Origin of the sequence: Campylobacter sp. 2018MI10, assembly GCF_018501175.1 — a bacterium.
Lineage (GTDB): Bacteria > Campylobacterota > Campylobacteria > Campylobacterales > Campylobacteraceae > Campylobacter_E.
On record NZ_JAHCZD010000006.1, the window covers coordinates 62,709 to 85,760 of the forward strand.

24 protein-coding genes are annotated in these 23,052 nt (G+C 27.9%); 9 read left to right on the top strand and 15 right to left on the bottom strand.

Annotated features, from left to right (window positions below; translation table 11 throughout):
• The 13 genes from atpD to rplU are packed head-to-tail and all read right to left on the bottom strand — an operon-like array spanning position 1 to position 10,210.
• On the bottom strand, positions 1-1,398 hold the full coding sequence (gene atpD, locus KJR01_RS04020; protein ID WP_214117371.1) for a F0F1 ATP synthase subunit beta: 1,398 nt from the start codon (positions 1,396-1,398) through the stop codon (positions 1-3).
• An 8-nt stretch (positions 1,399-1,406) separates the two neighbouring features.
• The gene (atpG, locus tag KJR01_RS04025) at positions 1,407-2,285 is read right to left on the bottom strand and encodes an ATP synthase F1 subunit gamma (protein ID WP_214117372.1); all 879 of its coding nucleotides are present in this window, start codon (positions 2,283-2,285) and stop codon (positions 1,407-1,409) included.
• Between the two features lie 8 nt (positions 2,286-2,293).
• A complete protein-coding gene (gene atpA, locus KJR01_RS04030) occupies positions 2,294-3,799 on the bottom strand; it encodes a F0F1 ATP synthase subunit alpha (protein ID WP_214117373.1) in 1,506 nt (501 codons plus the stop codon).
• An 11-nt stretch (positions 3,800-3,810) separates the two neighbouring features.
• The gene (locus tag KJR01_RS04035; protein ID WP_214117374.1) at positions 3,811-4,317 is read right to left on the bottom strand and encodes a F0F1 ATP synthase subunit delta; all 507 of its coding nucleotides are present in this window, start codon (positions 4,315-4,317) and stop codon (positions 3,811-3,813) included.
• On the bottom strand, positions 4,317-4,805 hold the full coding sequence (locus tag KJR01_RS04040; protein WP_214117375.1) for a F0F1 ATP synthase subunit B family protein: 489 nt from the start codon (positions 4,803-4,805) through the stop codon (positions 4,317-4,319). Before KJR01_RS04040 ends, KJR01_RS04035 begins: the two co-directional genes overlap by 1 nt.
• 9 nt (positions 4,806-4,814) lie before the next feature.
• The gene (locus KJR01_RS04045; RefSeq protein WP_214117376.1) at positions 4,815-5,240 is read right to left on the bottom strand and encodes a F0F1 ATP synthase subunit B family protein; all 426 of its coding nucleotides are present in this window, start codon (positions 5,238-5,240) and stop codon (positions 4,815-4,817) included.
• 60 nt (positions 5,241-5,300) lie between these two features.
• Positions 5,301-6,182 (bottom strand): ParB/RepB/Spo0J family partition protein, encoded by an 882-nt coding sequence (locus KJR01_RS04050; protein WP_214117377.1) that lies wholly within the window; start codon positions 6,180-6,182, stop codon positions 5,301-5,303.
• A gap of 3 nt (positions 6,183-6,185) precedes the next feature.
• Complete coding sequence (locus KJR01_RS04055) at positions 6,186-6,956, bottom strand: ParA family protein (RefSeq protein ID WP_214117378.1); 771 nt, start codon at positions 6,954-6,956, stop codon at positions 6,186-6,188.
• Complete coding sequence (locus tag KJR01_RS04060) at positions 6,953-7,690, bottom strand: biotin--[acetyl-CoA-carboxylase] ligase (RefSeq protein ID WP_214117379.1); 738 nt, start codon at positions 7,688-7,690, stop codon at positions 6,953-6,955. Before KJR01_RS04060 ends, KJR01_RS04055 begins: the two co-directional genes overlap by 4 nt.
• Entirely contained in the window at positions 7,683-8,591 is a 909-nt protein-coding gene (gene fmt, locus KJR01_RS04065) for a methionyl-tRNA formyltransferase (protein ID WP_214117380.1), read from the bottom strand. Before fmt ends, KJR01_RS04060 begins: the two co-directional genes overlap by 8 nt.
• Positions 8,592-8,615: 24 nt before the next feature.
• A complete protein-coding gene (gene obgE, locus KJR01_RS04070; protein WP_214117381.1) occupies positions 8,616-9,608 on the bottom strand; it encodes a GTPase ObgE in 993 nt (330 codons plus the stop codon).
• Between the two features lie 24 nt (positions 9,609-9,632).
• Positions 9,633-9,890 carry a 50S ribosomal protein L27 gene (rpmA, locus tag KJR01_RS04075; RefSeq protein WP_214117382.1) on the bottom strand — a complete coding sequence of 86 codons (258 nt, stop codon included), beginning with the start codon at positions 9,888-9,890 and terminating at the stop codon, positions 9,633-9,635.
• A gap of 11 nt (positions 9,891-9,901) precedes the next feature.
• Positions 9,902-10,210 (bottom strand): 50S ribosomal protein L21, encoded by a 309-nt coding sequence (gene rplU, locus KJR01_RS04080; RefSeq protein WP_214117383.1) that lies wholly within the window; start codon positions 10,208-10,210, stop codon positions 9,902-9,904.
• Positions 10,211-10,392: 182 nt separating this feature from the next.
• Here rplU and KJR01_RS04085 point away from each other — a divergent pair, with 182 nt between their 5' ends.
• From KJR01_RS04085 to KJR01_RS04110, 6 genes are all read left to right on the top strand, one after another.
• On the top strand, positions 10,393-11,511 hold the full coding sequence (locus KJR01_RS04085) for a PilZ domain-containing protein (protein ID WP_214117384.1): 1,119 nt from the start codon (positions 10,393-10,395) through the stop codon (positions 11,509-11,511).
• 3 nt (positions 11,512-11,514) lie between these two features.
• Complete coding sequence (gene plsY / locus KJR01_RS04090) at positions 11,515-12,159, top strand: glycerol-3-phosphate 1-O-acyltransferase PlsY (protein ID WP_214117385.1); 645 nt, start codon at positions 11,515-11,517, stop codon at positions 12,157-12,159.
• Complete coding sequence (locus KJR01_RS04095; protein ID WP_214117386.1) at positions 12,144-12,461, top strand: dihydroneopterin aldolase; 318 nt, start codon at positions 12,144-12,146, stop codon at positions 12,459-12,461. The genes plsY and KJR01_RS04095 overlap by 16 nt, the downstream gene beginning before the upstream one ends.
• A 74-nt stretch (positions 12,462-12,535) precedes the next feature.
• Entirely contained in the window at positions 12,536-13,207 is a 672-nt protein-coding gene (gene hsrA, locus KJR01_RS04100; RefSeq protein ID WP_214117387.1) for a response regulator transcription factor, read from the top strand.
• 38 nt (positions 13,208-13,245) lie between these two features.
• Positions 13,246-14,439 (top strand): sensor histidine kinase, encoded by a 1,194-nt coding sequence (locus KJR01_RS10445; RefSeq protein ID WP_214117388.1) that lies wholly within the window; start codon positions 13,246-13,248, stop codon positions 14,437-14,439.
• Between the two features lie 10 nt (positions 14,440-14,449).
• Positions 14,450-15,907, top strand: a complete 1,458-nt coding sequence (locus KJR01_RS04110; RefSeq protein WP_214117389.1) for a Ppx/GppA phosphatase family protein — start codon at positions 14,450-14,452, stop codon at positions 15,905-15,907.
• 11 nt (positions 15,908-15,918) lie between these two features.
• On the opposite strand, the gene KJR01_RS04115 is transcribed toward KJR01_RS04110, so the two are convergent.
• Both KJR01_RS04115 and metK read right to left on the bottom strand, forming a co-directional pair.
• A complete protein-coding gene (locus KJR01_RS04115; RefSeq protein ID WP_214117390.1) occupies positions 15,919-16,797 on the bottom strand; it encodes a lactate/malate family dehydrogenase in 879 nt (292 codons plus the stop codon).
• Complete coding sequence (gene metK / locus KJR01_RS04120) at positions 16,794-17,993, bottom strand: methionine adenosyltransferase (RefSeq protein WP_214117391.1); 1,200 nt, start codon at positions 17,991-17,993, stop codon at positions 16,794-16,796. The genes KJR01_RS04115 and metK overlap by 4 nt, the downstream gene beginning before the upstream one ends.
• Positions 17,994-18,093: 100 nt before the next feature.
• Between metK and sstT the strand changes: the two genes are divergently transcribed.
• From sstT to KJR01_RS04135, 3 genes are read left to right on the top strand one after another with little or no spacing between them, the layout of a single operon-like run.
• Complete coding sequence (gene sstT / locus KJR01_RS04125) at positions 18,094-19,323, top strand: serine/threonine transporter SstT (protein ID WP_214117392.1); 1,230 nt, start codon at positions 18,094-18,096, stop codon at positions 19,321-19,323.
• A 1-nt stretch (position 19,324) separates the two neighbouring features.
• The gene (locus KJR01_RS04130) at positions 19,325-21,022 is read left to right on the top strand and encodes a M3 family oligoendopeptidase (RefSeq protein WP_214117393.1); all 1,698 of its coding nucleotides are present in this window, start codon (positions 19,325-19,327) and stop codon (positions 21,020-21,022) included.
• Complete coding sequence (locus tag KJR01_RS04135; protein ID WP_214117394.1) at positions 21,019-23,031, top strand: ATP-dependent helicase; 2,013 nt, start codon at positions 21,019-21,021, stop codon at positions 23,029-23,031. Before KJR01_RS04130 ends, KJR01_RS04135 begins: the two co-directional genes overlap by 4 nt.
• Positions 23,032-23,052: the final 21 nt, after the last annotated feature.

Sequence of the window (23,052 nt, forward strand, 5' to 3'; positions counted from 1 at the left end):
TTAAGCCTTTAATTTTTCTGCTTTCTTAATAGCCTCTTCAATATTTCCTACCATATAAAATGCGTTTTCAGGTAAGTCATCATATTTACCTTCTAATATACCTTTAAATCCAGCTATAGTTTCTTCAAGGCTTATATATTTTCCAGGACTACCTGTGAAAACTTCAGCTACGAAGAATGGTTGTGATAGGAATTTCTCAATTTTTCTAGCTCTTTCAACAACTAATTTATCTTCTTCGCTAAGTTCATCCATACCTAAAATAGCTATGATATCTTGTAAATCTTTATATTTTTGAAGCACACTTTGAACTCCACGAGCTACCTTATAATGCTCTTCACCAATAATTTGTGGGTCAAGCATTCTTGAAGTTGAATCAAGTGGGTCAACTGCAGGATAAATTCCTTTTTCAGCAATACTTCTATTTAAAACCGTTGTAGCATCTAGGTGAGCAAAAACGGTTGCAGGCGCTGGGTCTGTTAAGTCATCAGCAGGAACATAAACAGCTTGAACTGAAGTAATTGAACCTTTTTTAGTTGATGTAATTCTTTCTTGGAATTTACCCATTTCACTTGCTAAAGTTGGCTGATAACCAACAGCTGAAGGAATACGACCAAGTAAAGCTGACATTTCTGAACCTGATTGAGAAAATCTAAAGATATTATCAATAAACATTAAAACATCAAGTCCCATTTCATCTCTAAAATATTCAGCCATTGTAAGACCTGTTAAAGCAATACGATTTCTTGCCCCTGGTGGTTCATTCATTTGACCATAGCATAAAGCAACTTTATCTAAAACATTGCTTTCTTTCATTTCATTATAAAGGTCATTTCCTTCACGAGTTCTCTCACCAACACCAGCAAATACTGAATAACCACTATGTTTAAACGCAACATTGTGAATTAATTCCATAATAATAACTGTTTTACCAACACCAGCACCACCAAATAATCCTACTTTACCACCTTTTGCATAAGGAGCAAGTAAATCAACTACTTTAATACCAGTTTCAAATATTTCACTTTTTGTGCTTTGGTCTTCAAATTTAGGTGGTTCTCTATGAATAGCCCATTTTGTTTCATAATTTTCTGGAGCACCTTCATCAATTAAATCTCCAACCACATTGAAAATTCTTCCTAAAACTTTTTCCCCAACAGGAACACTAATTGGAGCACCTAAGCTAACAGCTTTAGTTCCTCTTACTAAACCATCAGTCATATCCATAGCAATAGTTCTTACACGGCCATCACCTAAATGTGCTGCTACTTCTAATATTAAACGAATTTGCTTACCTTCAACCTCATAATTTACTTCAATAGCTTCATTGATTTGTGGTAAATAATCGCTAAATTCAACATCTACAACAGGTCCTAATACCTGAGATATAAATCCTTGCATATATTCTCCTATTCTTTCATTGATTCAACACCACTGATAATTTCAATTAATTCAGTAGTTATGCTTTCTTGTCTTGCTTTATTATAAGCTAAATTAAGTTCTTTAACCCTTGCTTTAGCATTATTAGTTGCGTTATCCATTGCTTGCATTCTAGCACTATGTTCAGCTGCTAAACTATCTATCAATGAATAAAACATACTATATTCTATATATCTTTTTAGTAATTCTTCTAAAACTTCCTTTTCTTCAGGTTCAATTTCTAATAAAGAATTTGAATTAGTAATTTCAGAATTACTTGAATCTACAGGTAATAAATTACACACTGATAATTCTTGAGAAATCATATTTTTATAGCCATTATGAACTAATATTATCTTATCAGTTAATGCTTTTTCATAATCACTAATAGCTAAATTAATAATTTCTCTAGCTTTTTCATAATCAGGTGAAGAACTAACGCCTGTATATTTATCTAGTATTTCAATTTTTTGAAAATTAAAAAACTCAATACCAACTTTTCCTATAGCTCTTAATCTAGTTTTAATACCTTTTTCTTTATTTTCTTTAATAATTTTACTAACTTCTTTTAAAGTTTTTATATTAAAACCACCGCACAAACCTTTGTCCGAAGTAATAAATACAACATCCACAATCTTAATCTCATGCTTACCAAAAAATCTACTATCTTTAGCCATATCAAATTGATTTAGCTTAAATGAAATTTCTTGCATAACCTCTTGCAATTTACTTGCATATACTTTAGACTTCTTAGCAAGCTCTTCTGCTTTTTTTAATTTAGCAGTAGACACTAATTTCATAGCATTAGTAGTCTTTTGAGTATTATGAACGCTCTTTATTTTTCTTTTTATCTCTTTTAAATTCGCCATTACAAAACCTACGCTTGTGTTGCTTTAAACTCATTTAATAAATTTTTAATTTTATCTTCTAAATCACTATCTAAAGCTTTTTTAACTCTAATTTGCTCAAAAATCTCAGGAGACTTTGTTTCAATATAAGCATATAAATCATTTTCAAATTTAGTAATCTTATCTACAGCAATATCATCTAAAAATCCTCTAGTACCAGCATAAATTAGAACTATTTGCTTTTCAATAGCTAATGGGCTATATGGAGGTTGTTTTAATACTTCAACCATTCTTTGACCACGCTCTAATTGTTTTCTTGAACTCTCATCTAAATCACTTGCAAATTGTGCAAATGCTTGTAATTCACGATATTGCGCAAGGTCTAATCTTAATGTTCCTGATACTTGTTTTGTAGCTTTAATTTGAGCAGAACCACCTACCCTAGATACTGATAAACCTACGTTAATAGCAGGACGAATACCTGAGTTAAATAAATCTGTTTCTAAGAATATTTGTCCATCTGTAATTGAAATAACATTAGTTGGAATATATGCTGAAACATCTCCTGCTTGAGTTTCAATAATAGGTAAAGCTGTTAACGAACCTGCACCTAAAGCATCACTTAACTTTGAAGCTCTTTCTAATAATCTTGAATGTAGATAAAATACATCGCCTGGATAAGCTTCACGACCTGGAGGACGGCGTAAAATCAAGCTCATTTCACGATAAGCTACTGCGTGCTTACTTAAATCATCATATACTATTAAAGCATGTTTGCTATTGTCTCTAAAATACTCACCCATTGTAACGCCTGTATAAGGAGCAAGGTATTGAAGAGCCGCTGAATCACTCGCAGTTGCACTTACTACTATTGTATAATCCATAGCTCCATGTTCTTCAAGTTTTTTAACAACTTGCGCAACAGTGCTTTGTTTTTGTCCAATAGCTACATAAATACATACAACATTTTGACCTTTTTGATTAATTATGGTATCTACTGCTACGGTTGTTTTACCTGTTTGTCTATCTCCAATGATTAATTCTCTTTGACCGCGACCAATTGGAACAAGGGCATCAATTGCTTTAATACCTGTTTGTAATGGTTCATGAACGCTTTTTCTAGCCATAATACCTTTAGCTTTTTCTTCAACGAATGCAGTTTTTGTAGTATTTATAACACCTTTTGCGTCGATTGGCTCTCCTAAAGCATTAACAACGCGACCAATTAATTCTTCACCAACTGGAACTTTTAATAATTGTTTTAATCTTTTAACAGAGCTACCTTCTTTAATATTTGAAAAACTTCCTAAAACTACAACACCAACACTATTTTCTTCAAGGTTTAATGCCATACCTTTTTCGCCATTTTCAAATTCAACCATTTCTCCTGCCATAACATTTTTTAATCCAAAAACATTAGCAACACCATCAGCTATTGAAATAACTTTACCAGTTTCTTCAATTTCTAAATTTAAATTAAAATTCTCAATTCTTTCTTTAATAATTGAGCTAATTTCATTTGCGTTAAAACTCACTGTTACTCCTCTTAAATTGCTTTCATTATATGCTGTTTGATTTTATCTTTTAATGAAGTTTCTGATACTATTATTTCATATCCTAAGTCTTCAATATAAATCTTTATTTCATTTTTATCATGAATTATATTTTTTAGTTTTATTTCTTTTTTAAAATAATTTGATAATTCTTTTTCGTGCTTTAATATATCATTATCACTAATTTTTTCTTTAGAATAAATATCAGCATAATAAATATTATTTTCTAAAGCTAATTTTTTAACTAATCCATCATAAACAACTGGAACTTTATCAAGTTTATTATTTACTCCTAATACCTTTAAAAAATTAATAATTTCTTTTTTGTTTGTATTAGATAAACTCACTAAAAACTCTATCTTTTTATCTAAGCTAATGCCAACTGCATTTATTATCACTAATGTTTTTTTATCTTTAAAGGCTTCTTTTAAAATCTCAAAACAAGATATAAATTCTTCCCTATCTTTTCTTTGCATTATTATATTTACATACTTTTCCATTAGCTAACTTTCCTTGAAACAATATCTAATAAATCAGATTGTTTTAAATTAACATTAGTATTTAAAAGCTCTTCTATAAGTTCATTAACAACTTCTTCTTTAGCCTTTTTCTCTTCAAATATTTTTTGCTCTTCATAAGATTTTTTCATATTTTCTATCTCATTATTAGCATCTTTTAAAATATTTTCATTTAATTTTATAGCTTGTTCTTTAGCTAATTCTATTAGCTTATCAGCCTCGTTATTAGCTATCTCTATTTTTTTAATTGCTTCTTCTTTATTTTTTTTAGCCTCATCTAAGCTTTTTTCTATTGATACTAATCTATTTTTAATATTATCAATTCTATCACAATATATCTTTTTAATTGTTTTAGCAAGTAATAAATACATCATAACAGCAAAAATTACAAAATTTATAGTTCTATAGAAAATATCTGTATCACTAGCTAACAAATAAGTAGGTAATAAAATCCATATTAATCTGTTCATAAAGCAACCTTAAATTTTTTCTATACTTGCTCTTAAAGCATTTTCACACTGAAACAAATCAGCTTTCAACTCATTTTTAAACTGAATTTTTTTTGCTTCAAGTTCAGTTAAAAATTTCTGATAGTCTAAATCAAGACTAGCCTTTTTTTCTGCTATAGCTTTGCTTGCTTGCTCTTTTGCTACGGCAACTTGCTCGCTTTTGATGGCTTGAGCTTTAGCTCTTGCATCAGCATAAATCTTAGCAATTAATGTTTCATTATTACTAGCGTCTGTGTTATTTTGCTGAATTCTAGCTTCATCTTCTTTTATACCATCATCTCTATTTTTCATAAAGGTTAGCAATGGTTTGTATAAGATGTAATCTAAAATCCAAAGCAATATTAAAAACAACATAGCTGTTAATAACATCATTTTAAGATCTAAGTCATCAAACATACATTCTCCTTATTTTGATAAAACTTTATATTAACATAAAAAAATCAAATAATATTTAAATTATAAGTTTTTTATAGCATTTTCAACAAAATTTTTAGTATTTTCTTGATTTAAATTAAATATAAGTTTGCCATTTTGTATTTTAAAATCTATTTTAAATTCTTTTAATTTTTTTAACAAACTATCATCAATTATGTTATTTGTATTTTTACCCTTGAGTTTATTTGCTAGTTTTTCACAATCTCTAACATTTAATTTTTGACCAATAATTGTATTCACTAAAATCTTTTCATCTTCTTTTTGACCTGCTATTACCTTAGCATGACCTGCACTTAATTTGCCATCAATAATTAATTTTTGAGTATCTTCACTAAGAGTAAGTAATCTTAAAGTATTTGCTATATTTGCTCTACTTTTTTGAATACTATGCGCTAATTCTTCTTGAGTAATTTTTCTAACTCTCATTAACTCTTTATAAGCTAAAGCAAGTTCAATAGGATTTAAATCTTCTCTTTGAATATTTTCAAGTAAAGCTAATTCTCTTGTTTTACTTGAATCTATATTTGCAATAATTGCTTTAATTTTTGTTTCACCTAAAGCTTTAATAGCCCTCAATCTTCTCTCACCAGCAATTAAAAAATATTTAGTTACTTTTTCTAAATTTTCTCCATTTTCCATTGCCTTTTCACAAAGCTCATCAGCATCTATTACAACAATTGGTTGTAATAATCCATGATTTTTAATGGAATTAGCAAGTTCATTTATACTATCTTCATTAAAACTTTTTCTTGGCTGATATGGATTTGGAGTTATATCATCTATACTAATATCTCTTATAGTATCTAAATCACTTCTAAAAACTCCACTTAACTCATCATCATAAGCTAAAGATATATCATCTAAAATACTACTAAAATCTGAACCTAAAGATTTTTTTGCCATTTTCTATCCTATTAAAGAATGTGCTAAGCTTTGATAAGCAACACAACCTGGAGATTTTATATCATACAATATTATAGGTTTTCCAAAACTTGGACTTTCTGCTAGTTTTACATTTCTTGGAATTATTACTATCTCTCCATCTTTTCTAAATAACTTGCCACTTAAATGCTTTTTAAGTTCGGCAACCGTATCCTTTGAAAGATTATTCTGTGGGCTATACATAGTAGGTAAAATTCCCCTTATTCTTAACTTAGGATTTATTGCTTCTCTTATATTATGAATTGTCCTTAAAATATGTGCCAAACCTTCTAATGCTAAATATTCACATTGAATCGGGATTATTACATCAGTGCTTGCTGCAAGTGCATTAATTGTGATATTTCCTAATGCAGGTGGCGAATCTATTATTATATAATCATATCTATTTACAACATCTTTTAAAGCTTTTCTTAAAATTTGTTTATTATTTACACCTGTTCCTAATTCTTGCTCAAAATTAGTAAGAACAATATTTGATGGAGCAAGGTCTAGTTTATTCAAACTTGTCTTTAAAATAATCTCATCTAATGTTTTTTTACCACTTAATACATGATATATATTAAATTCAAAATCACTTCTTTTAAATCCGTATCCTGTGGTAGCATTACCTTGTGGATCCATATCTATTAGTAAAACACTTTTTTCAGCTACCGCAAGAGAAGCTGCTAAATTCACTGCCGTTGTTGTTTTACCTACCCCACCCTTTTGATTAGCTATTGTTATAATTTCACTCATCTTAAACTATATATCCTTTTGTTATCTACTAAAATAGAACCATCTTCATATAATTTTACATCATTTAATGAATAAGTATTATCATCATTTTTAAAATAAAACGATCTACTTAATTCAAAATCACTCTTATAATAATCAAAAATTTCTTTCCAAGAAATATTAAGATTTATTCTATCAAAAAAAGTTTTAAGTAATGTTGAATATGAAATATCTATATCTAAAATATTAGCATCTACTGGTGCTGTAGTTATGTTTATACCAATACCACAAACTAATTTATTTTTTATTTTTGCAGTAATTAGCCCTCCAATTTTTTTATTATCTAAATAAAAATCATTAGGCCATTTGATAAAAACTTTTGAACCAAATTCTTTTAAGACTATTTTCATTATCATAGAATAATATATACTAGCTGATTGAATAGGTAAATCATCTGGTAAATTATCATTAAAAAAAGATAAATATAAATTATTTTTTATATCTAAATTAAATTTATTATATTCATCAAAAAATATAAAATCTATATCTTTAAAATACTGATTATGAATCTTAGAATTTATATTGCCAAGTGAATCAGTATTATCGCTAATCCAATTTCTATTACAAGAGCCAATTCCGTTAGTTTGTTTAAGCGTAGCCAATGCAAATGCGTGTTCTTTAAAACCATTTCTAATAGCATTTATAAGCTCAACTTGAGTTGAACTTATACAATTACAAAAAGCTAGATTATACAATGCTATCTCCTTGTTTTAACCTTTTACCATTTACATATACATTAGCATCTAAAGACTTTTTACCTGCATCTTGCAATTTATAAACTTTTAAGCTGCCTTTTTTACAAGTTAAAATTAAATAATTTTTACCTATTTCTTTTATAAGCCCTTCTTTATTATCACTTTCACATTCATTCAATTCAAGTTCATTTAACTTTAAACCATTTTCTAAAAATATATTAGGCCAATCATAAAATGCTAAATATTTTTGATATATTTCTTTAGCATTATTTAGCTCAATTAAACCATCTTGTTTTTTGATAATTTTTGTATGAGTTGCCTTTGAATCATCTTGTTTAATAGGTTGAAAATAATTTGGATTTTCTAAAAATTCCAAAAGCATTTTTGCTGATAATTTAGACATTTTGTCAAATACTTGTGGAGAATTTAAATCCTTAATATTTAATTCTTGTTGATATAAAATATCTCCAGTATCAAGACCTATATCCATATTCATAAGTGTAACTCCACTTACAATATCACCATTTAAAATAGCACTTTGTATAGGTGAAGCTCCTCTATAATAAGGAAGTAAACTAGCGTGAGTATTAATACAAGGTGCTATGTCTAAAATCTCTTTTGGCAGTATTTTTCCATAAGCTGCAACTATTATAAAATCTGGTTTTTTATTGCTAATTAAATTTCTAATCTCTTCATTATTTCTTAAGCTTTTTGGTTGTGCTAATTCTAAGTTTAGTTTTAACGCAATCTCTTTTACCGGACTTGGAGTTAATATTTTTTTTCTTCCAACTTCTTTATCTGTTTGGGTTAAAACTAGACTTACATTATGAAATTTACTAAGCTCTTCTAAAATAAATGCCGAAAATTCGGGCGTGCCCATAAATACTATATTTTTTTTCATGATATACCTAAAAATTAAGATATGTTATTCAAATAACATTTTTGATAAAGATAATTTTAACTCTTTAATACCATCATTAGTAACTGAAGATATTTTTGTAACAAAAACTAAATTATCATATCTTTTTAAATACTCATTTAAAAGTTCTAATTCTTGAATTAAATTCTCTTTAGCCACATCACATCTTGTGATTGCAACTGCAAATTTAAAATCATTCAAGCCATAAGCTTCAAGTTCTTTGTATAAATTAATAAATTGTTCTTTAATACTCATTTCTTTAAAACTATCTAGCATAAATAATAAGCATTTTGACCTTGATATGTGTTTTAAGAACTCATATCCTAAACCTTTTCCTTCACTAGCACCTTCTATAATTCCTGGTATATCAGCCATTACAAACGAGTAATCATTAATATCTACAACACCTAATTTTGGAGTAAGAGTTGTAAATTCATAATCAGCAATTTCTGGCTTAGCATTACTTACTATGCTAATTAAAGTAGATTTTCCAACATTAGGATATCCAACTAATCCAACATCAGCAATTAATTTTAATTCAAGTCTTACTTCTAGACTTTCTCCTTTTTTGCCAGGTTGAGCGTATGTAGGTCTTTGATTAACAGAACTTTTAAAATGTCTATTTCCAAGGCCACCTAAACCACCATTTAGTAAGACTATTTGCTCTCCTAAACTCGTAAAGTCATGTAAGATTTCATTGGTATTAATATCAATAATTTGAGTACCTATTGGAACTTTTATTTCTAAATTCTCGCCTTTTTTACCACTTTTATTTCTAGGTAATCCACAATCACCATTACTAGCTTTTAAATGTGTTTTGCCTTTAAAATGCGCTAAAGTATGAAGATTATTATCACAAACAACCACTACATCGCCACCACGACCGCCATCGCCGCCATCAGGACCACCTAGTGGTACATGTTTTTCACGGCGAAATGAGCTAGCACCCGCTCCGCCGTTACCAGAGCTCAGCCTAATTTTTATACTATCAACAAACATTACCTAAGCTCCTTTTAATTTAAATTATACTGCAGGATATACAGAAACTTTTTTGCGGTTTTTGTCTTTTCTTTCAAATTTAACAAAACCATCAACTAAAGCAAAAATAGTATGATCTCTTCCCATACCAACATTTGCTCCTGCGTGAGTTGCTGTTCCTCTTTGGCGAATAATAATATTTCCAGCTCTTACAAATTCTCCACCAAATTTTTTAACACCTAAACGTCTACCTATAGAATCTCTATTATTTTGAGTTGAACCTTGACCTTTCTTGTGTGCCATTGTATTTCTCCTTACGCTTTAATTTCTTTTACTACTACGCGAGTAAATTGTCTTCTAAAACCTCTTTTTAATTTAGAGTCTTTTCTTCTTCTTTTCTTAAAAATTACAACTTTTTTATCTTTTCCTTCGTTGATAACTTCAAGAACAACTTTCGCTCCACTAACAAAAGGGGTACCGATTTTTAATTCTTTATCGTTAACAGCTAAAACATCTGTAACTTCTACGATAGACTTTTTCTCTGCTTCAAAGCGATCTAACTTTAATTCGTCGCCAACACTTACTTTGTACTGCTTACCGCTATGTTTAAAAATAGCATACATAATTCATCCTTTGTAATTTAGTAAGTCCCATCAAGCACTTTAAATATTAGAAATTTAAAGATTTAAATAAGCTTAAATGAGTTGTAAAAAGCGAATACTATCAAAAAATCATTAATTTTTATTTAAAAATTTATTTTTTTTGCTACACTAATGCTATTTTTAGTTTAAAAGGAAACAAAAACATGAGTTTTGAAGGAAGAGACGAACTAGTTAATTCTAGTATTAATTATTTTGAAAAATATACACACAAATTTATTAATAACATACAAGCTTATTATAGAAGCGAAGGCAAAATTTTATCAAAAAATTGTGAAGATGCTTACGAAGAATTATTTTCTATGTTACTAACAAAAGATTTTAGTATAGAAAGAGGTAAGGAATTAGCCAAGACAAAAGATTTTGATAGAGCTTGCTTTTTTGAATTTTTATTAAAAACATATATTGATTATTCTAAACATATAATGAATAATGGCTTAAACAATAAATTAGTTGTTAATCTTGCCTTTGCATTGGAAAGATATGGTTCAATTTTTTGCACAATTTGTCACGATTCTACGACTGCACAAAGTTCAATTAATGTATTTTCGGCAAGTAGTTCTGGTGGATTTTTTATACACGAGAATTTTATAGATACATTTAAAAAAATGTATTCTGTAGGAGAAAAATTAGAATTTTTAAATCTTTATAATGGTGTTCCTGTGAGAACTTACGGAGAAATTTTACAAGTTGAAGATGCGAGTATAGTTGTAAAAGTTGATTTAATGCAAATTTTAGCTATGAAAGAAGAAGATTGTGCTTATATAGTTCAAAATCAATATTTGCAAAAAAATATTAAAGCGAATATTTTATCTGTTAATATTGTAAATTGCACGGTAACTTTAAATAATTTTGAAAGCCAACCATATATGTACGCATTAAAAAGAGCATATCCTAGAGTGCATCCTAATGAATTTACTAAAATAGCACTAACTCATGAAGATGGAAGGGTTGCTAATGGAAAATTATTTGATATTTCAGAAGGTGGAATTGGTGTTGTTTCTAATGAAGATGTAGGATTTAAAAGAGGTGATATTTTATCATCTTATATTTGTTTACATATGCCTCATTCAAATGAAGCAGTTGAGTTTAATTTAAAATTTAAATTAGTTGTTTTAATTGTATATCAAAATGCTTACAGATATTGTTTAGAGATTTTACCAGACCAAGAAGATGCTAAAAAAATCCAAGAATTTGCAAGCAGAAGAGTAGAAGAAACTTTAGTAGAGCTTAAAAATCAATTAAGCCTATATAAAAGAGATTAAGATATGAATTTTATTACATTCATAATTGACTTGTTTACAAATAATAATTTAATTTGTATGCTAATAGCCTATTTAATAGGCTCAATTCCTTTTGGATTAATATATGCTAAAAAATTTGCGAATGTTGATATTAAATCTCAAGGTTCAAAAAGCATAGGAGCTACAAATGTATTAAGAGTTGTAAAACAAGTTAATCCAAAATTGGCTAAAAAATTAGCAATAGCTACTATGTTAAGTGATTTTTTAAAAGCTATGCTTCCAATTTGTATTGCTATGTTTTTAGATATAAATGAAGCAACAATTTGGGCTATGGCAGTTCTTAGTGTTATAGGACATTGCTATAGCATATTTTTAAGCTTTAATGGCGGTAAAGGCGTAGCTAGTGGGGCTGGAGCTTTAATACTATTAGTTCCTTATTCTGTAATTATAGGTCTTATTTTTTGGCTAATAATCGGAAAAGTATTTAAAATATCTAGCTTAGCATCATTAATAGGATTTAGTATTGGAGTAATTAGTGCAGAATTTTTATACCCTAATATTAGTATTAATTCTCACGCACCAATATATTTAATATTATTTTTTGTGTTCTATAAACATATACCAAATATTATTAGATTGATTTTTAAAGACGAATGCAAAGTCATATAAAAATAAAAACAAAATTTAAATGCATAATAGGCTTATTGGAATTTGAAAGATTAGAAAAGCAAACAATAAGCCTAAAAATAAATGCAAAAGCTGATAGTTTTTTAGACTATGCTAAAGTAACTAAATTATCAAAAAAATATTTAAAATCAAAAAAATTCTTTACCTTAGAAAAAGCTAATAAAAAACTAGCAAAAAAAATAAAAATCAAATTTCCACAACTAAAAAAAATAAAAATTGAGATTATTAAATTAGAGATTATGAAAAATACAAAACTTAGTGCTAAATACAAAAAAAAATATTAAAATAACTTTAAAAAAACTTGAATATTTGCTTAAATTGTGTTAGCATAACCTTAATTTTACTTTAAGGAAAAAAAATGCGTATTTTAGTAGTGGAAGATGAAATATCTTTAAACAAGACACTAGCCGAAGGTTTAACTGAATATGGCTATCAAATAGATGCGTGCGAAAATTGTAAAGATGCTGAATATTATATCGGTATTAGAAACTACGATTTAGTATTGACAGATTGGATGCTTCCTGATGGTGATGGCACTGACTTAATACATGTTGTAAAACATAAATCTTCAAGAACTTCAATCATAATTTTATCTGCAAAAGATGATAAAGAAAGTGAAATAAGCGCTTTAAAAGCAGGTGCTGATGATTACATTAAAAAACCTTTTGATTTTAATGTATTATTAGCTAGAATTGAAGCAAGACTTAGATTTGGTGGGTCAAATACAATTAAAATTGATAATTTAGAAATAGACCCAGATGAAGAAAAAATTACTTATAAAGGTAAAGAAATTGAATTAAAAGGTAAACCTTTTGAAGTATTAACCCATCTTGCAAGACACTCTGATCAAATAGTATCAAAAGAACAATTATTAGATGCAATTTGGGAAGAACCTGAACTTGTAACTCCTAATGTAATTGAAGTTGCAATCAATCAAATTAGGCAAAAAATGGATAAGCCTTTAGGTATCTCAACTATTGAAACAATAAGAAGAAGAGGCTATAGATTTTGCTTTCCCAAAAAAGCATAAGAAATAAATTTTTCTTGCAACTAGCATCTACTATTACGGTGCTAGTTGTTATTTTTTCAGTTCTGTCGTATCAAATTCTAAAAATTAATATAATGCAAAATGAATTTGATAATTTAATCAAAAATGCTATTAGTATTATTGAAGTGAATAATAGTTCAAACTTTATTATTTTTAAAGACTATAAAATAATTCATTTAGATAAAAAAACTATGAAACCAAACTTTCAAATAATCAATGAAAATGATAAAAAAGTCTTGATTTTAACATATCCTTACAATGAATTTGGGGATTATATAATATTAAAAAAAGATATAAGTCAATCAATTAAAATTCTTGATACTATTTTTATATCTTTATTTTTAATAATTATTATTGCTATTAGCTTGATTATTTTTTATTCATTATTCTTATCAAGAATATTATCAATGCACCTAAAAGAATTAAGCGTTAAAGTTAGTAGGTTTGATGATAACTTTACAAATAGATTAGATTATAAAAACTATCCATTAGAGTTTAAAGAAATCATAAGTAGTATTAATCACTTAATTACTAGAATTCAAAACTATAATATGTCTCAAAAAGAACTATTTATAGGAATTGCTCACGAATTAAAAACTCCTTTAGCAGTTATAAAAGCTAAAAACGATGTAACGCTAATTAAATCAAGAGATAGTGAATATTATATTCAAACCATTAAAAACTCTAATGATAGCATAGATAATATCAATAAAATCATAAATGAAATTCTTAAAATTGGCAGATTAGAAGGTGCGCAATTTGAAGAGCCAAATGAAATAGACTTAATTGATTTTATTAGACAAGAAAGCAAAAATTTCAGCCTATTAGGCTCAAAAACAGGACAAAAAATAGAACTTAATCTAAACCCAAATGAATTAAAAATAAAAATACAAAAAACCTTATTCTCACAAATTTTACAAAATTTTATTCAAAACGCATTTAAATTTTCTCAACCAAATACAACAATAACAATTACAACTTTCATCAATAATATGACTTTTTATCTATATGTAGATGATATGGGTTGTGGAATTAGTGAAGATAAAGATTATTTTGCACCATTTAAAAGATTTGGAGATAAAGAAGGCGTTGGATTAGGACTTTATTTATCAAAATCAGCTGCAACCGCACTAAAAGCTGAAGTATCATTAGAAAATAGAAAAGATATGCAAGGAACAAGGGCTATTTTTTCTATGAAAATCAAAAAAAATTAAGAGAAGAAATATGGCAAAAAAAACTGCAATTATTGATTTAGGCTCAAACGGAATTAGGATGGCAATATATGAAAAAACTTCAAGATATGGTTTTTATATATTAAACGAACAAAAAGTTAAATTTCGTTTGGCACAAGGTGCTTATGAACAAGATAATGTATTGGTAGAAAAACAAATCAAAAAAGCTTACGAAATAATAAAATATTTTAAAACTCAAGCGCTTAATTTTAAGTGTAATAAAATATTTTGCATAGGAACATCAGCTCTAAGAGATGCAAAAAATAAAGCTGATTTAATTAACCTATTAAAAAAAGATTTAAAACTCAATATCAAAACTTTAAGTGGAATGGAAGAAGCATATTTAAGTGGTTTTGGAGCTATTAATTTACTACCTAAATTAGATGAAAAATCAATTTGTTTAGATATTGGTGGTGGTAGTGCTGAATTGTGTTTGTGTGAAAATACAAAAGTAGTTAAAACTTTCTCGCTTGACCTTGGAACGGTGAGATTAAAAGACTTATTTAAAGACAAATTTAATAAATTAGAAAAATATATAGATAATTATTTAGAGCAAATCCCTGATGATTTTAAAGCTTCTATCTTAATTACAATAGGTGGCTCATTAAGAGCTATTAGCAATGCTATTATGGAAAAAAATAATTATCCTTTAAGTCAGGTTCATGCCTTTTCTTATCAAGTAGATGAAGAAAGTGAATTTATAGAAAAAATTATCAATTGCAAAAATTCAGAACTTAGCTCGCTAGGAATTAAAAAAGAAAGACACGATACCATTAAAATGGGTGCTTTAGTCTTTTATAAAATAATTAAAAAATTAAAAATTAAGCAAATAATTACAAGTGGTGCTGGAGTTAGAGAAGGAATATTTTTAAAAGACTTATTTAAACACCACAAAGGGTTTCCAGCCAATTTTAATCCGAGCTTAAAAAGTCTTGAAGATAGACTAATTAAATACAAATCAGGCTCACTAGTTAGTAATGTTACAAGATTATTTAATACTTTAAATGAAATTCATTATGTTGATAAAAAATATCTAAAACACTTAACATATGCAGCAAAACTCATTGAAACAGGTTTATTGCTTAGTTATTATTCAAACCATAAACATAGTGCTTATTGTGTTTTAAGTGGTCTAAATTTTTGTATAAAACACGAAGATAAAGCACTAATAGCAACTATAATAGAACAACACGGCAAAAAAATAAATTATGAGAATTTAAAATTAAAAAAATTATTGCCAGATGAAAATACTATATCTTGGCTTAATTTTATTCTAGCATTTTGTAATTCTTTAAATAAGGCTAAAGAAAACGAAATTTGTGATTTTTCTTATAAAAATAAAACTTTATATATAACAAAAAATACAAATAATTTCATTATGCAAGAAGCTATTAAAAAGATTAGCAAGCCAAAAAGTTTTAATGTATATATAAATAATGAAGAGATTTAACTCTTCACTAATTATTTAATAGAATTAATAGTCTTTAAAATATAATTTTTTGAGATTTCAAGTTTTTCTTTTTCATCTTTATTTAAGTCTAATTCAAGAACTTTTTTAATACCACCCTTACCTACTACAACCAATCTTGAATAAGCTAAATTATCTTGAGTAAAACTAATAGGTGTGATTAAATTCTCATCATCTTTAATAGCTTTAATAATTCTTGCAATTACACTTCCTATTCCAAATTCTGTTTTACCTTTTACTTTAAAAATCTCTCCACCCTTAAAGCGAACTCTGTTTTCAATCTCATCTAAATTAAGGTTAAACTCATTAATATTTTTACCGCCCACAAAGGCATTGCTCTTATAAAAAAACTGCGTATCTCCATGCTCTGCTAGCATAAAAGCATTTATATTTTTATAAGAAATTCCTAATTTATTAGCAATTTCAATCTTAAGCCTTGCACTATCAAGCGTTGTGCCTGTGCCAATTACTTTAAAGGTATCTAAGCCGCTTAATTTTTGAGCGTAATAAACAATGCTATCATTTGGATTTGTAGCTATTAAATATATACCATTAAAGCCATTTAAGGCATTAATAATTTCTTTTAAAGGTTCATAATTAGCCTTAAGTTCAAGCGTTCTATCAGGCTCGATACAAGTTGTATATGCTAAGACAATAAGGTCACATTTTACTAATTCTTCTACCTTGCTAACAGCAAAAATTTTAGAATTTGAATTGGTATTTTCAAGACTATCTTCTAAATCAATCTTACTTGCGTTTGCTAAGCCATCTTTAATATCGTATAAATAAAGCTCGTTTGCTATATTTTGACTACTTAACATAAAACTTGCAGCCGAACCAACGGCTCCAAGTCCAATAATTCCTATTTTCATTTTAATAAACTCTTAAATAATTCAACGCTATCAAGCTGCTCCCAAGGATAACTTGCAACTCCAACTTGCCCGTAAGTCGCAACATCAGCATAAGAAAATCCAGCTTTACTAGGCTCATCTAATCTAAATTTTTCTTTAATCCATCTAGGAGTTAATGCGAAATTTCTTTCAACAAATGCACTTAAAATATTATCATCAACACTTGCATTTGTCCCCATACAATCAACATTTACGCTAATTGGTTTTGCAATTCCTATTGCATAGCTAATTTGCACTATACATTTTTTAGCTAAGCCACTTGCAACTATATTTTTTGCTACATATCTAGCTGCATAAAGCCCACTTCTATCAACTTTTGTGTAATCTTTTGAGCTTTGTGCACCTCCTCCTATTGGGCTATATCCACCAAAACTATCTACTATTAATTTCCTTCCCGTTAAGCCACTATCGTGAAGGCTTGAGTGATTTACATATCTTCCTGTTGGATTAATATAAATAATGCAATCATCTTTATTAAATAGCTCTTTTGGTAAGCCTGAATTACAAATTAAATTCATAATTTTTGAGCGAACTTCATCAAGACTTAGACTACTTACGCTAGGAGCTGAAACTACTATTGTATGGATTTTTTTAGGCTTACAATTTTCATAATTTTCCTTGCTCTCATAGTCAATTGTAACTTGAGTTTTAATATCTACTCCAAATTCATGTGGATTATTTAGAGCATATTCATATACTTTATTACAAATCATTCTCGCATAAAAAATCGCAGCAGGCATAAATTCAGGTGCTTCGCTACTTGCAAAGCCAAACATCATACCTTGATCACCCGCTCCCATTTCTCCATCACTTTTATCAACGCCTTGATTAATATCATTACTTTGCTCGTTTAATAACACTTGCACTTTAACATCACTTGGGTGTAAGCATTCAGCCTTGCTAAAATGAGAATTTTCTTTATAACCTATTTTAATTAAAGCGTTTTTAACTACTTCTTCATATTCACTTTCACTAACCTTTAAATTAGATTTAATCTCTCCACCAATTATTACATTCTTTCCAGCGACAAAAACCTCACTAGCAACGCGAGCATTTTTATCATAATTTATATGCAAATCAACAATGCTATCAGCAATGATATCAGCACATTTATCAGGGTGTCCTGCACTTACTACTTCACTTGTAAATAAATACATTTATTATCCTTTAATAATTAAATTTTGCCTAATTTTAGCCTTTATAGTTAATGTTTTGTAAGAGAGATTTGCTATATTTTTGCCTTTTTAAGGAGATATTATGAGCGTCTTAAGTTCAATGATTAAAAGATATAAAAGTACTAATTTAATTATAAAAATTATGATTGGTATTGTTGTAGGTGTTTTTGTTGGAATTTGTATTCCTAGTTTTACTGATTATACTTCTTTATTAGGAGATTTTTTTATAGGTGCTCTAAAAGCAATTGCTCCGATATTAGTATTTATTTTAGTTCTTAGTGCAATCTCTACTAGAGAATATGGAAATGGAACTAAAAAAATAAAACAAGTAATAATTTTATATTTAATAGGAACTTTCTTAGCTTCTGTTTGTGGTGTTGTTGCTAGCTTTTTATTTCCTACAAAACTTATATTAGAAATACCAAATAATATTGATTTAACCCCGCCAAGTAGTGTTGCTATGGTATTTAAAGATTTATTATTTAAAATGATAGAAAATCCAGTAAGTGCATTAGCTAATGGAAATTATATTGGAATTTTGACTTGGGCTATAGCTGCTGGAATTGCACTTAAAACTTGCTCAAAAGAAGTAAAAAAAGTATTTATAGATATTAATGAAGGTACTATTAAAATTGTTGCTTTCATAGTTCGTCTAGCTCCTATTGGTATTTTTGGTCTAGTAAGCACAAGTGTTGCTAAAACTGGTGTAGAAACTTTAGCTGATTATGTTTTATTACTATTAGTATTAGTTGGGACTATGCTATTTGTAACATTTGTAATCAATCCATTAATAGTATTTGTAGTTACTAAGAAAAATCCTTATCCATTAGTTTGGGTTTGTATAAAACACTCTGCAATTTATGCGTTTTTTACAAGAAGTTCAGCTGCAAATATTCCTGTAAATATGGCACTATGTTCAAAAATTAATGTTGATAAAGAATTATATGGAGTATCAATTCCACTAGGTGCTACAATTAATATGGCTGGAGCTGCTGTTACTATTTCTGTTTTAGCACTTGCTGCAGTTCATACATTAGGACTTAATATTACTTTTACAAACGCTATACTACTTAGCTTTTTAGCTGCATTTGCTGCTTGTGGAGCTAGTGGGGTTGCTGGTGGCTCACTTTTACTTGTTCCTTTAGCGTGTTCATTATTTGGAATAAATGATGATATTGCTATGCAAGTAGTTGGGGTTGGCTTTATAATTGGAGTTATTCAAGATAGTGTTGAAACCGCTTTAAATAGCTCTACTGATGTGCTATTTTCTGCAATTTGTTCTGATACTAAAATAGATTTAAGTAGGGTATAAAATGGAATGGGATTTAAGCATAATTTATAAAAACAAAGAAGAATTATATAAAATTTTAAAAGATTTAGAAAATCAAGCAAACGATTTTGCTTTAAAATACGAAAATAATTTAAAAAATGAAAAAGAATTTGAAAATATAATTTTAAAATTAGAAAGCATTTATAATGAGTTAAGCCGTGCCGGAGCTTATGCGTATTTACATTTTGCAAAAGATAGTGCAAATGGAGCGTTTTTACAAGAAATAAGCACAATTTGCACTAATATTGAAAGTAAATTGGTGTTTTTTGAAATTGAGTTTTGCGAATTAGAAAACGCACAAGAAATTGCAAATAATTGTAAAAAATATTCATATATGCTAAATAATTGGCTAAAAGCTAAAAAATATCAATTAAGCAAAAGCAACGAGCAAGTATTTATGAAAATGAATATAAATGGTAAAGAAGCATTTTCAAGATTATTTGATGAATACTTAAGTAATATTACCTTTAAACTTGATTTAAAAAAAATCAGCGAAGAAGAACTATTAAGCAAGCTTTATAGCCCTGATAGAGCTTTAAGAAAAAGAGCAGCCGATGCACTTACAAAAGGACTTAAGAAAAATATAAAAACTCTATGCTTTATTTTTAATATGATTAAGAATAATCACTTAAGTGAATGTGAGCTAAGGGGCTATGAAAATCCTATGCAAGCAAGGAATTTGAGTAATCAAATTGAAGATGAAAGTGTAAAAAGCCTAATAAAAGCAGCCGAAAATAATTATCATTTAGTAGAAAATTATTACAATAAAAAGCGTGAAATTCTAGGTCTTAAAGAATTAAAAGACTATGATAGATACGCTCCACTTTATGATGATATTAGCAATGATTGGGATTTTGAGAAATCTTGTAAAGTTGTAAAAGATACTTTTAATAAATTTAGCCCAAAATTTGCTGAACTTATGCAAAAAGCACTTGATAATAAAGCTCTTGATGTATATCCAGCTAAAAATAAGCGTAGTGGAGCATTTAGCTATGGCATAAATCCTCAACCTTTTGTAATGCTAAATCATACAAATAATAGAAGAGATTTATTCACTTTAGCACACGAATTAGGGCATTTAATCCATCAAAGTCTAGCAGGAGAAAATCTAGGGTATTTTAATGCAAATACTCCGCTAACTACAGCTGAAACTGCTAGTGTTTTTGCTGAAATGCTAGTTTATGACGCTATTAAAGATACACTTAGCCCTAAAGATAAAAAAGCACTTTTAGCAAGTAAAATTGAAGATATATTCGCAACATTTTTTAGACAAATTAATTTTACAAATTACGAAATCGCTCTACATAATCACGAAGGTGAATTAAGTGTTGATGAGTTTTGCGACTTATGGTTAGCTGAAGGGCAAAAAATGTTTGGTAGTAGCGTAAAATTACGCAAAAAATACAAATATTGGTTTAGCTATATCCCACATTTTATCCATTCGCCGTTTTACTGCTACGCGTATTCTTACGCACAATTATTAGTTTTAGCATTATTTGGGCTTTATAAGAGTGGAAAATGTGCTAATTTCGTAGAGCTTTATACAGAATTTTTAGCAAGTGGCGGAAGTCGCTCTCCGGCTGAATTGGTAGGACTTTTTGGACTTGATTTAAATAGTGATGAGTTTTGGCAATTAGGAATTAATGAAATTGCTAAAATGGTTAAGGAATTTTGCGAATGAATTATTTAGATAGACTAAATCCTGCTCAAAAACAAGCCGCTACATTTGTAGATGGAAGTTTGTTAATCTTAGCTGGTGCTGGAACTGGCAAAACCCAAACAATGATTAGCAGATTAGTCTATTTAATAAGTGAAGTTGGAATTAGCCCTGAATCAATTTTAAGCCTTACATTTACAAATAAAGCCGCAGCTTCAATGAAAGAAAGAGCTATAAAAATGCTAAATGAAATAGGCTATAGTAATAATTTACCAATTTTAAGCACATTTCATAGCTTTGGAATGGAGTTTTTAAGTGAATATATAGAATTATTAGATGGAAGAAGAAGGAAAAATTATAGACTAATTGATACTGATGATAAAAAGGCTATGATTAAAGAATTTGTTTTAGAAAAAATTAGAAAAACTGATATAAATTTTTTAAGTAAGGATAAAAAAGATAAAGAAATCTTAAAAGATGAAAAAGAGTTTTTAAGAAATAAAACCAACGAAGCTATGGCTTATATAGATAGGGTTAAAAATACCTTAGAATTTGAATTAGAAAATGAAAATCACGAAATATATTTAGATTATGAAAAAGCTTTAGAATACAATAATTTAATAGATTTTGATGATTTAATAATTCTGCCACACGATATTTTAAAAAACAATCCAACAACAGCTACAAAAATTAGCAATCAATATTCATACATAATGGTAGATGAGTATCAAGATACTAATTTAGCTCAATTAAAATTATTAAAATTATTATGTAAAGCTCATCAAAATATCGTTGTAGTTGGAGATGATGATCAAAGTATTTACTCATTTCGCCACGCAAGAATACAAAATATATTAGGATTTTCTGATGATTTTCAAGACGCAAAAATCATTAAATTAGAAGAAAATTATAGAAGCACAAAAACCATATTAAATCACGCAAATAGCTTAATAGCAAACAATAAAACAAGATATGGAAAAGAGCTATTTACAAATAATGAATTTGATATAGATATTACTAAATTAGAAAATTATTATGAAGTAATTTACGAGATTAAAAGTCTTATAGAAAAAGGTGTCAAACACAATGAAATCTGTGTTTTATATAGAATGAATATGAGCGGAAATTTCATTGAGCCTAGATTAATTAGTGAGAATATACCTTATAAAGTTATTGGTTCTGTTCCGTTTTTTGAAAGAGCGGAAATTAAATTACTCATAAATTATCTAAGACTTTATGTGGATTTTAATGATAACTTGGCCTTTAAAAAAATCATCAATATGCCTAAAAGAAAATTTGGTGAAAAAGCCTTAGAAAAATTAGAGAATTTATCTAAAAAACCATCTTTATTTGAAAGTTTAAAAGATAATTTAGATAGTTTTAAAAATATTGAAATTAAAGAATTTATAGAGCTTTATACTACAACTCAAGATAAATTCGCTTTATTTTTAAATAAATTAGCTTCTCTTGAAGTTCATAATTTATTTGATAATCCAAAATCAAGAGCTGAAAACTGCTCGGTATTTTTTGATATTATCAAAAGAGAATGCGGCTTTAATGCTGATATTGCTAAGCTTACTAATTTTTTAAATAAAATCATCTTACAAGAACAAATAATAAAAGAAAATAATAACGCAATTAATCTTATGACTATTCACGCTAGTAAAGGATTAGAATTTGAATATGTATTTTTAATTGATTGTGATGGTGGCAAAATGCCTTGCACTTTTATGGGTATTTTTGATATTGAAGAAGAGCGAAGATTAGCTTATGTAGCGATGACAAGAGCAAAACATAAATTCTATTTACAATATGATTATACAAATCCAAGTATTTTTGTAAATGAAATTATGTATAAAAATACTAGCAATACTACTATAAATAATTCTACTAATGAATTTAAAGTAGGAAATGCAGTAAATCATAAATTATTTGGTAGTGGAAAAATAATTGCCATTGAAGGTAATTTAATTAGCGTAAATTTTCAAGGAAAAATTAGAAAGCTCAATAAAGACTTTCTAAGTTTAGCTTAAATAATATTAGTATTTAAACTA

Coding starts and splice junctions, on each gene's coding strand:
- atpD (WP_214117371.1), bottom strand. CDS start 1,398: ATGCAAGGATTTATATCTCAGGTATTAGGACCTGTTGTAGATGTTGAA.
- atpG (WP_214117372.1), bottom strand. CDS start 2,285: ATGGCGAATTTAAAAGAGATAAAAAGAAAAATAAAGAGCGTTCATAAT.
- KJR01_RS04035 (WP_214117374.1), bottom strand. CDS start 4,317: ATGGAAAAGTATGTAAATATAATAATGCAAAGAAAAGATAGGGAAGAA.
- KJR01_RS04040 (WP_214117375.1), bottom strand. CDS start 4,805: ATGAACAGATTAATATGGATTTTATTACCTACTTATTTGTTAGCTAGT.
- KJR01_RS04045 (WP_214117376.1), bottom strand. CDS start 5,240: ATGTTTGATGACTTAGATCTTAAAATGATGTTATTAACAGCTATGTTG.
- KJR01_RS04050 (WP_214117377.1), bottom strand. CDS start 6,182: ATGGCAAAAAAATCTTTAGGTTCAGATTTTAGTAGTATTTTAGATGAT.
- KJR01_RS04055 (WP_214117378.1), bottom strand. CDS start 6,956: ATGAGTGAAATTATAACAATAGCTAATCAAAAGGGTGGGGTAGGTAAA.
- fmt (WP_214117380.1), bottom strand. CDS start 8,591: ATGAAAAAAAATATAGTATTTATGGGCACGCCCGAATTTTCGGCATTT.
- obgE (WP_214117381.1), bottom strand. CDS start 9,608: ATGTTTGTTGATAGTATAAAAATTAGGCTGAGCTCTGGTAACGGCGGA.
- rpmA (WP_214117382.1), bottom strand. CDS start 9,890: ATGGCACACAAGAAAGGTCAAGGTTCAACTCAAAATAATAGAGATTCT.
- rplU (WP_214117383.1), bottom strand. CDS start 10,210: ATGTATGCTATTTTTAAACATAGCGGTAAGCAGTACAAAGTAAGTGTT.
- KJR01_RS04085 (WP_214117384.1), top strand. CDS start 10,393: ATGAGTTTTGAAGGAAGAGACGAACTAGTTAATTCTAGTATTAATTAT.
- plsY (WP_214117385.1), top strand. CDS start 11,515: ATGAATTTTATTACATTCATAATTGACTTGTTTACAAATAATAATTTA.
- KJR01_RS04095 (WP_214117386.1), top strand. CDS start 12,144: ATGCAAAGTCATATAAAAATAAAAACAAAATTTAAATGCATAATAGGC.
- hsrA (WP_214117387.1), top strand. CDS start 12,536: ATGCGTATTTTAGTAGTGGAAGATGAAATATCTTTAAACAAGACACTA.
- KJR01_RS04110 (WP_214117389.1), top strand. CDS start 14,450: ATGGCAAAAAAAACTGCAATTATTGATTTAGGCTCAAACGGAATTAGG.
- KJR01_RS04115 (WP_214117390.1), bottom strand. CDS start 16,797: ATGAAAATAGGAATTATTGGACTTGGAGCCGTTGGTTCGGCTGCAAGT.
- metK (WP_214117391.1), bottom strand. CDS start 17,993: ATGTATTTATTTACAAGTGAAGTAGTAAGTGCAGGACACCCTGATAAA.
- sstT (WP_214117392.1), top strand. CDS start 18,094: ATGAGCGTCTTAAGTTCAATGATTAAAAGATATAAAAGTACTAATTTA.
- KJR01_RS04130 (WP_214117393.1), top strand. CDS start 19,325: ATGGAATGGGATTTAAGCATAATTTATAAAAACAAAGAAGAATTATAT.
- KJR01_RS04135 (WP_214117394.1), top strand. CDS start 21,019: ATGAATTATTTAGATAGACTAAATCCTGCTCAAAAACAAGCCGCTACA.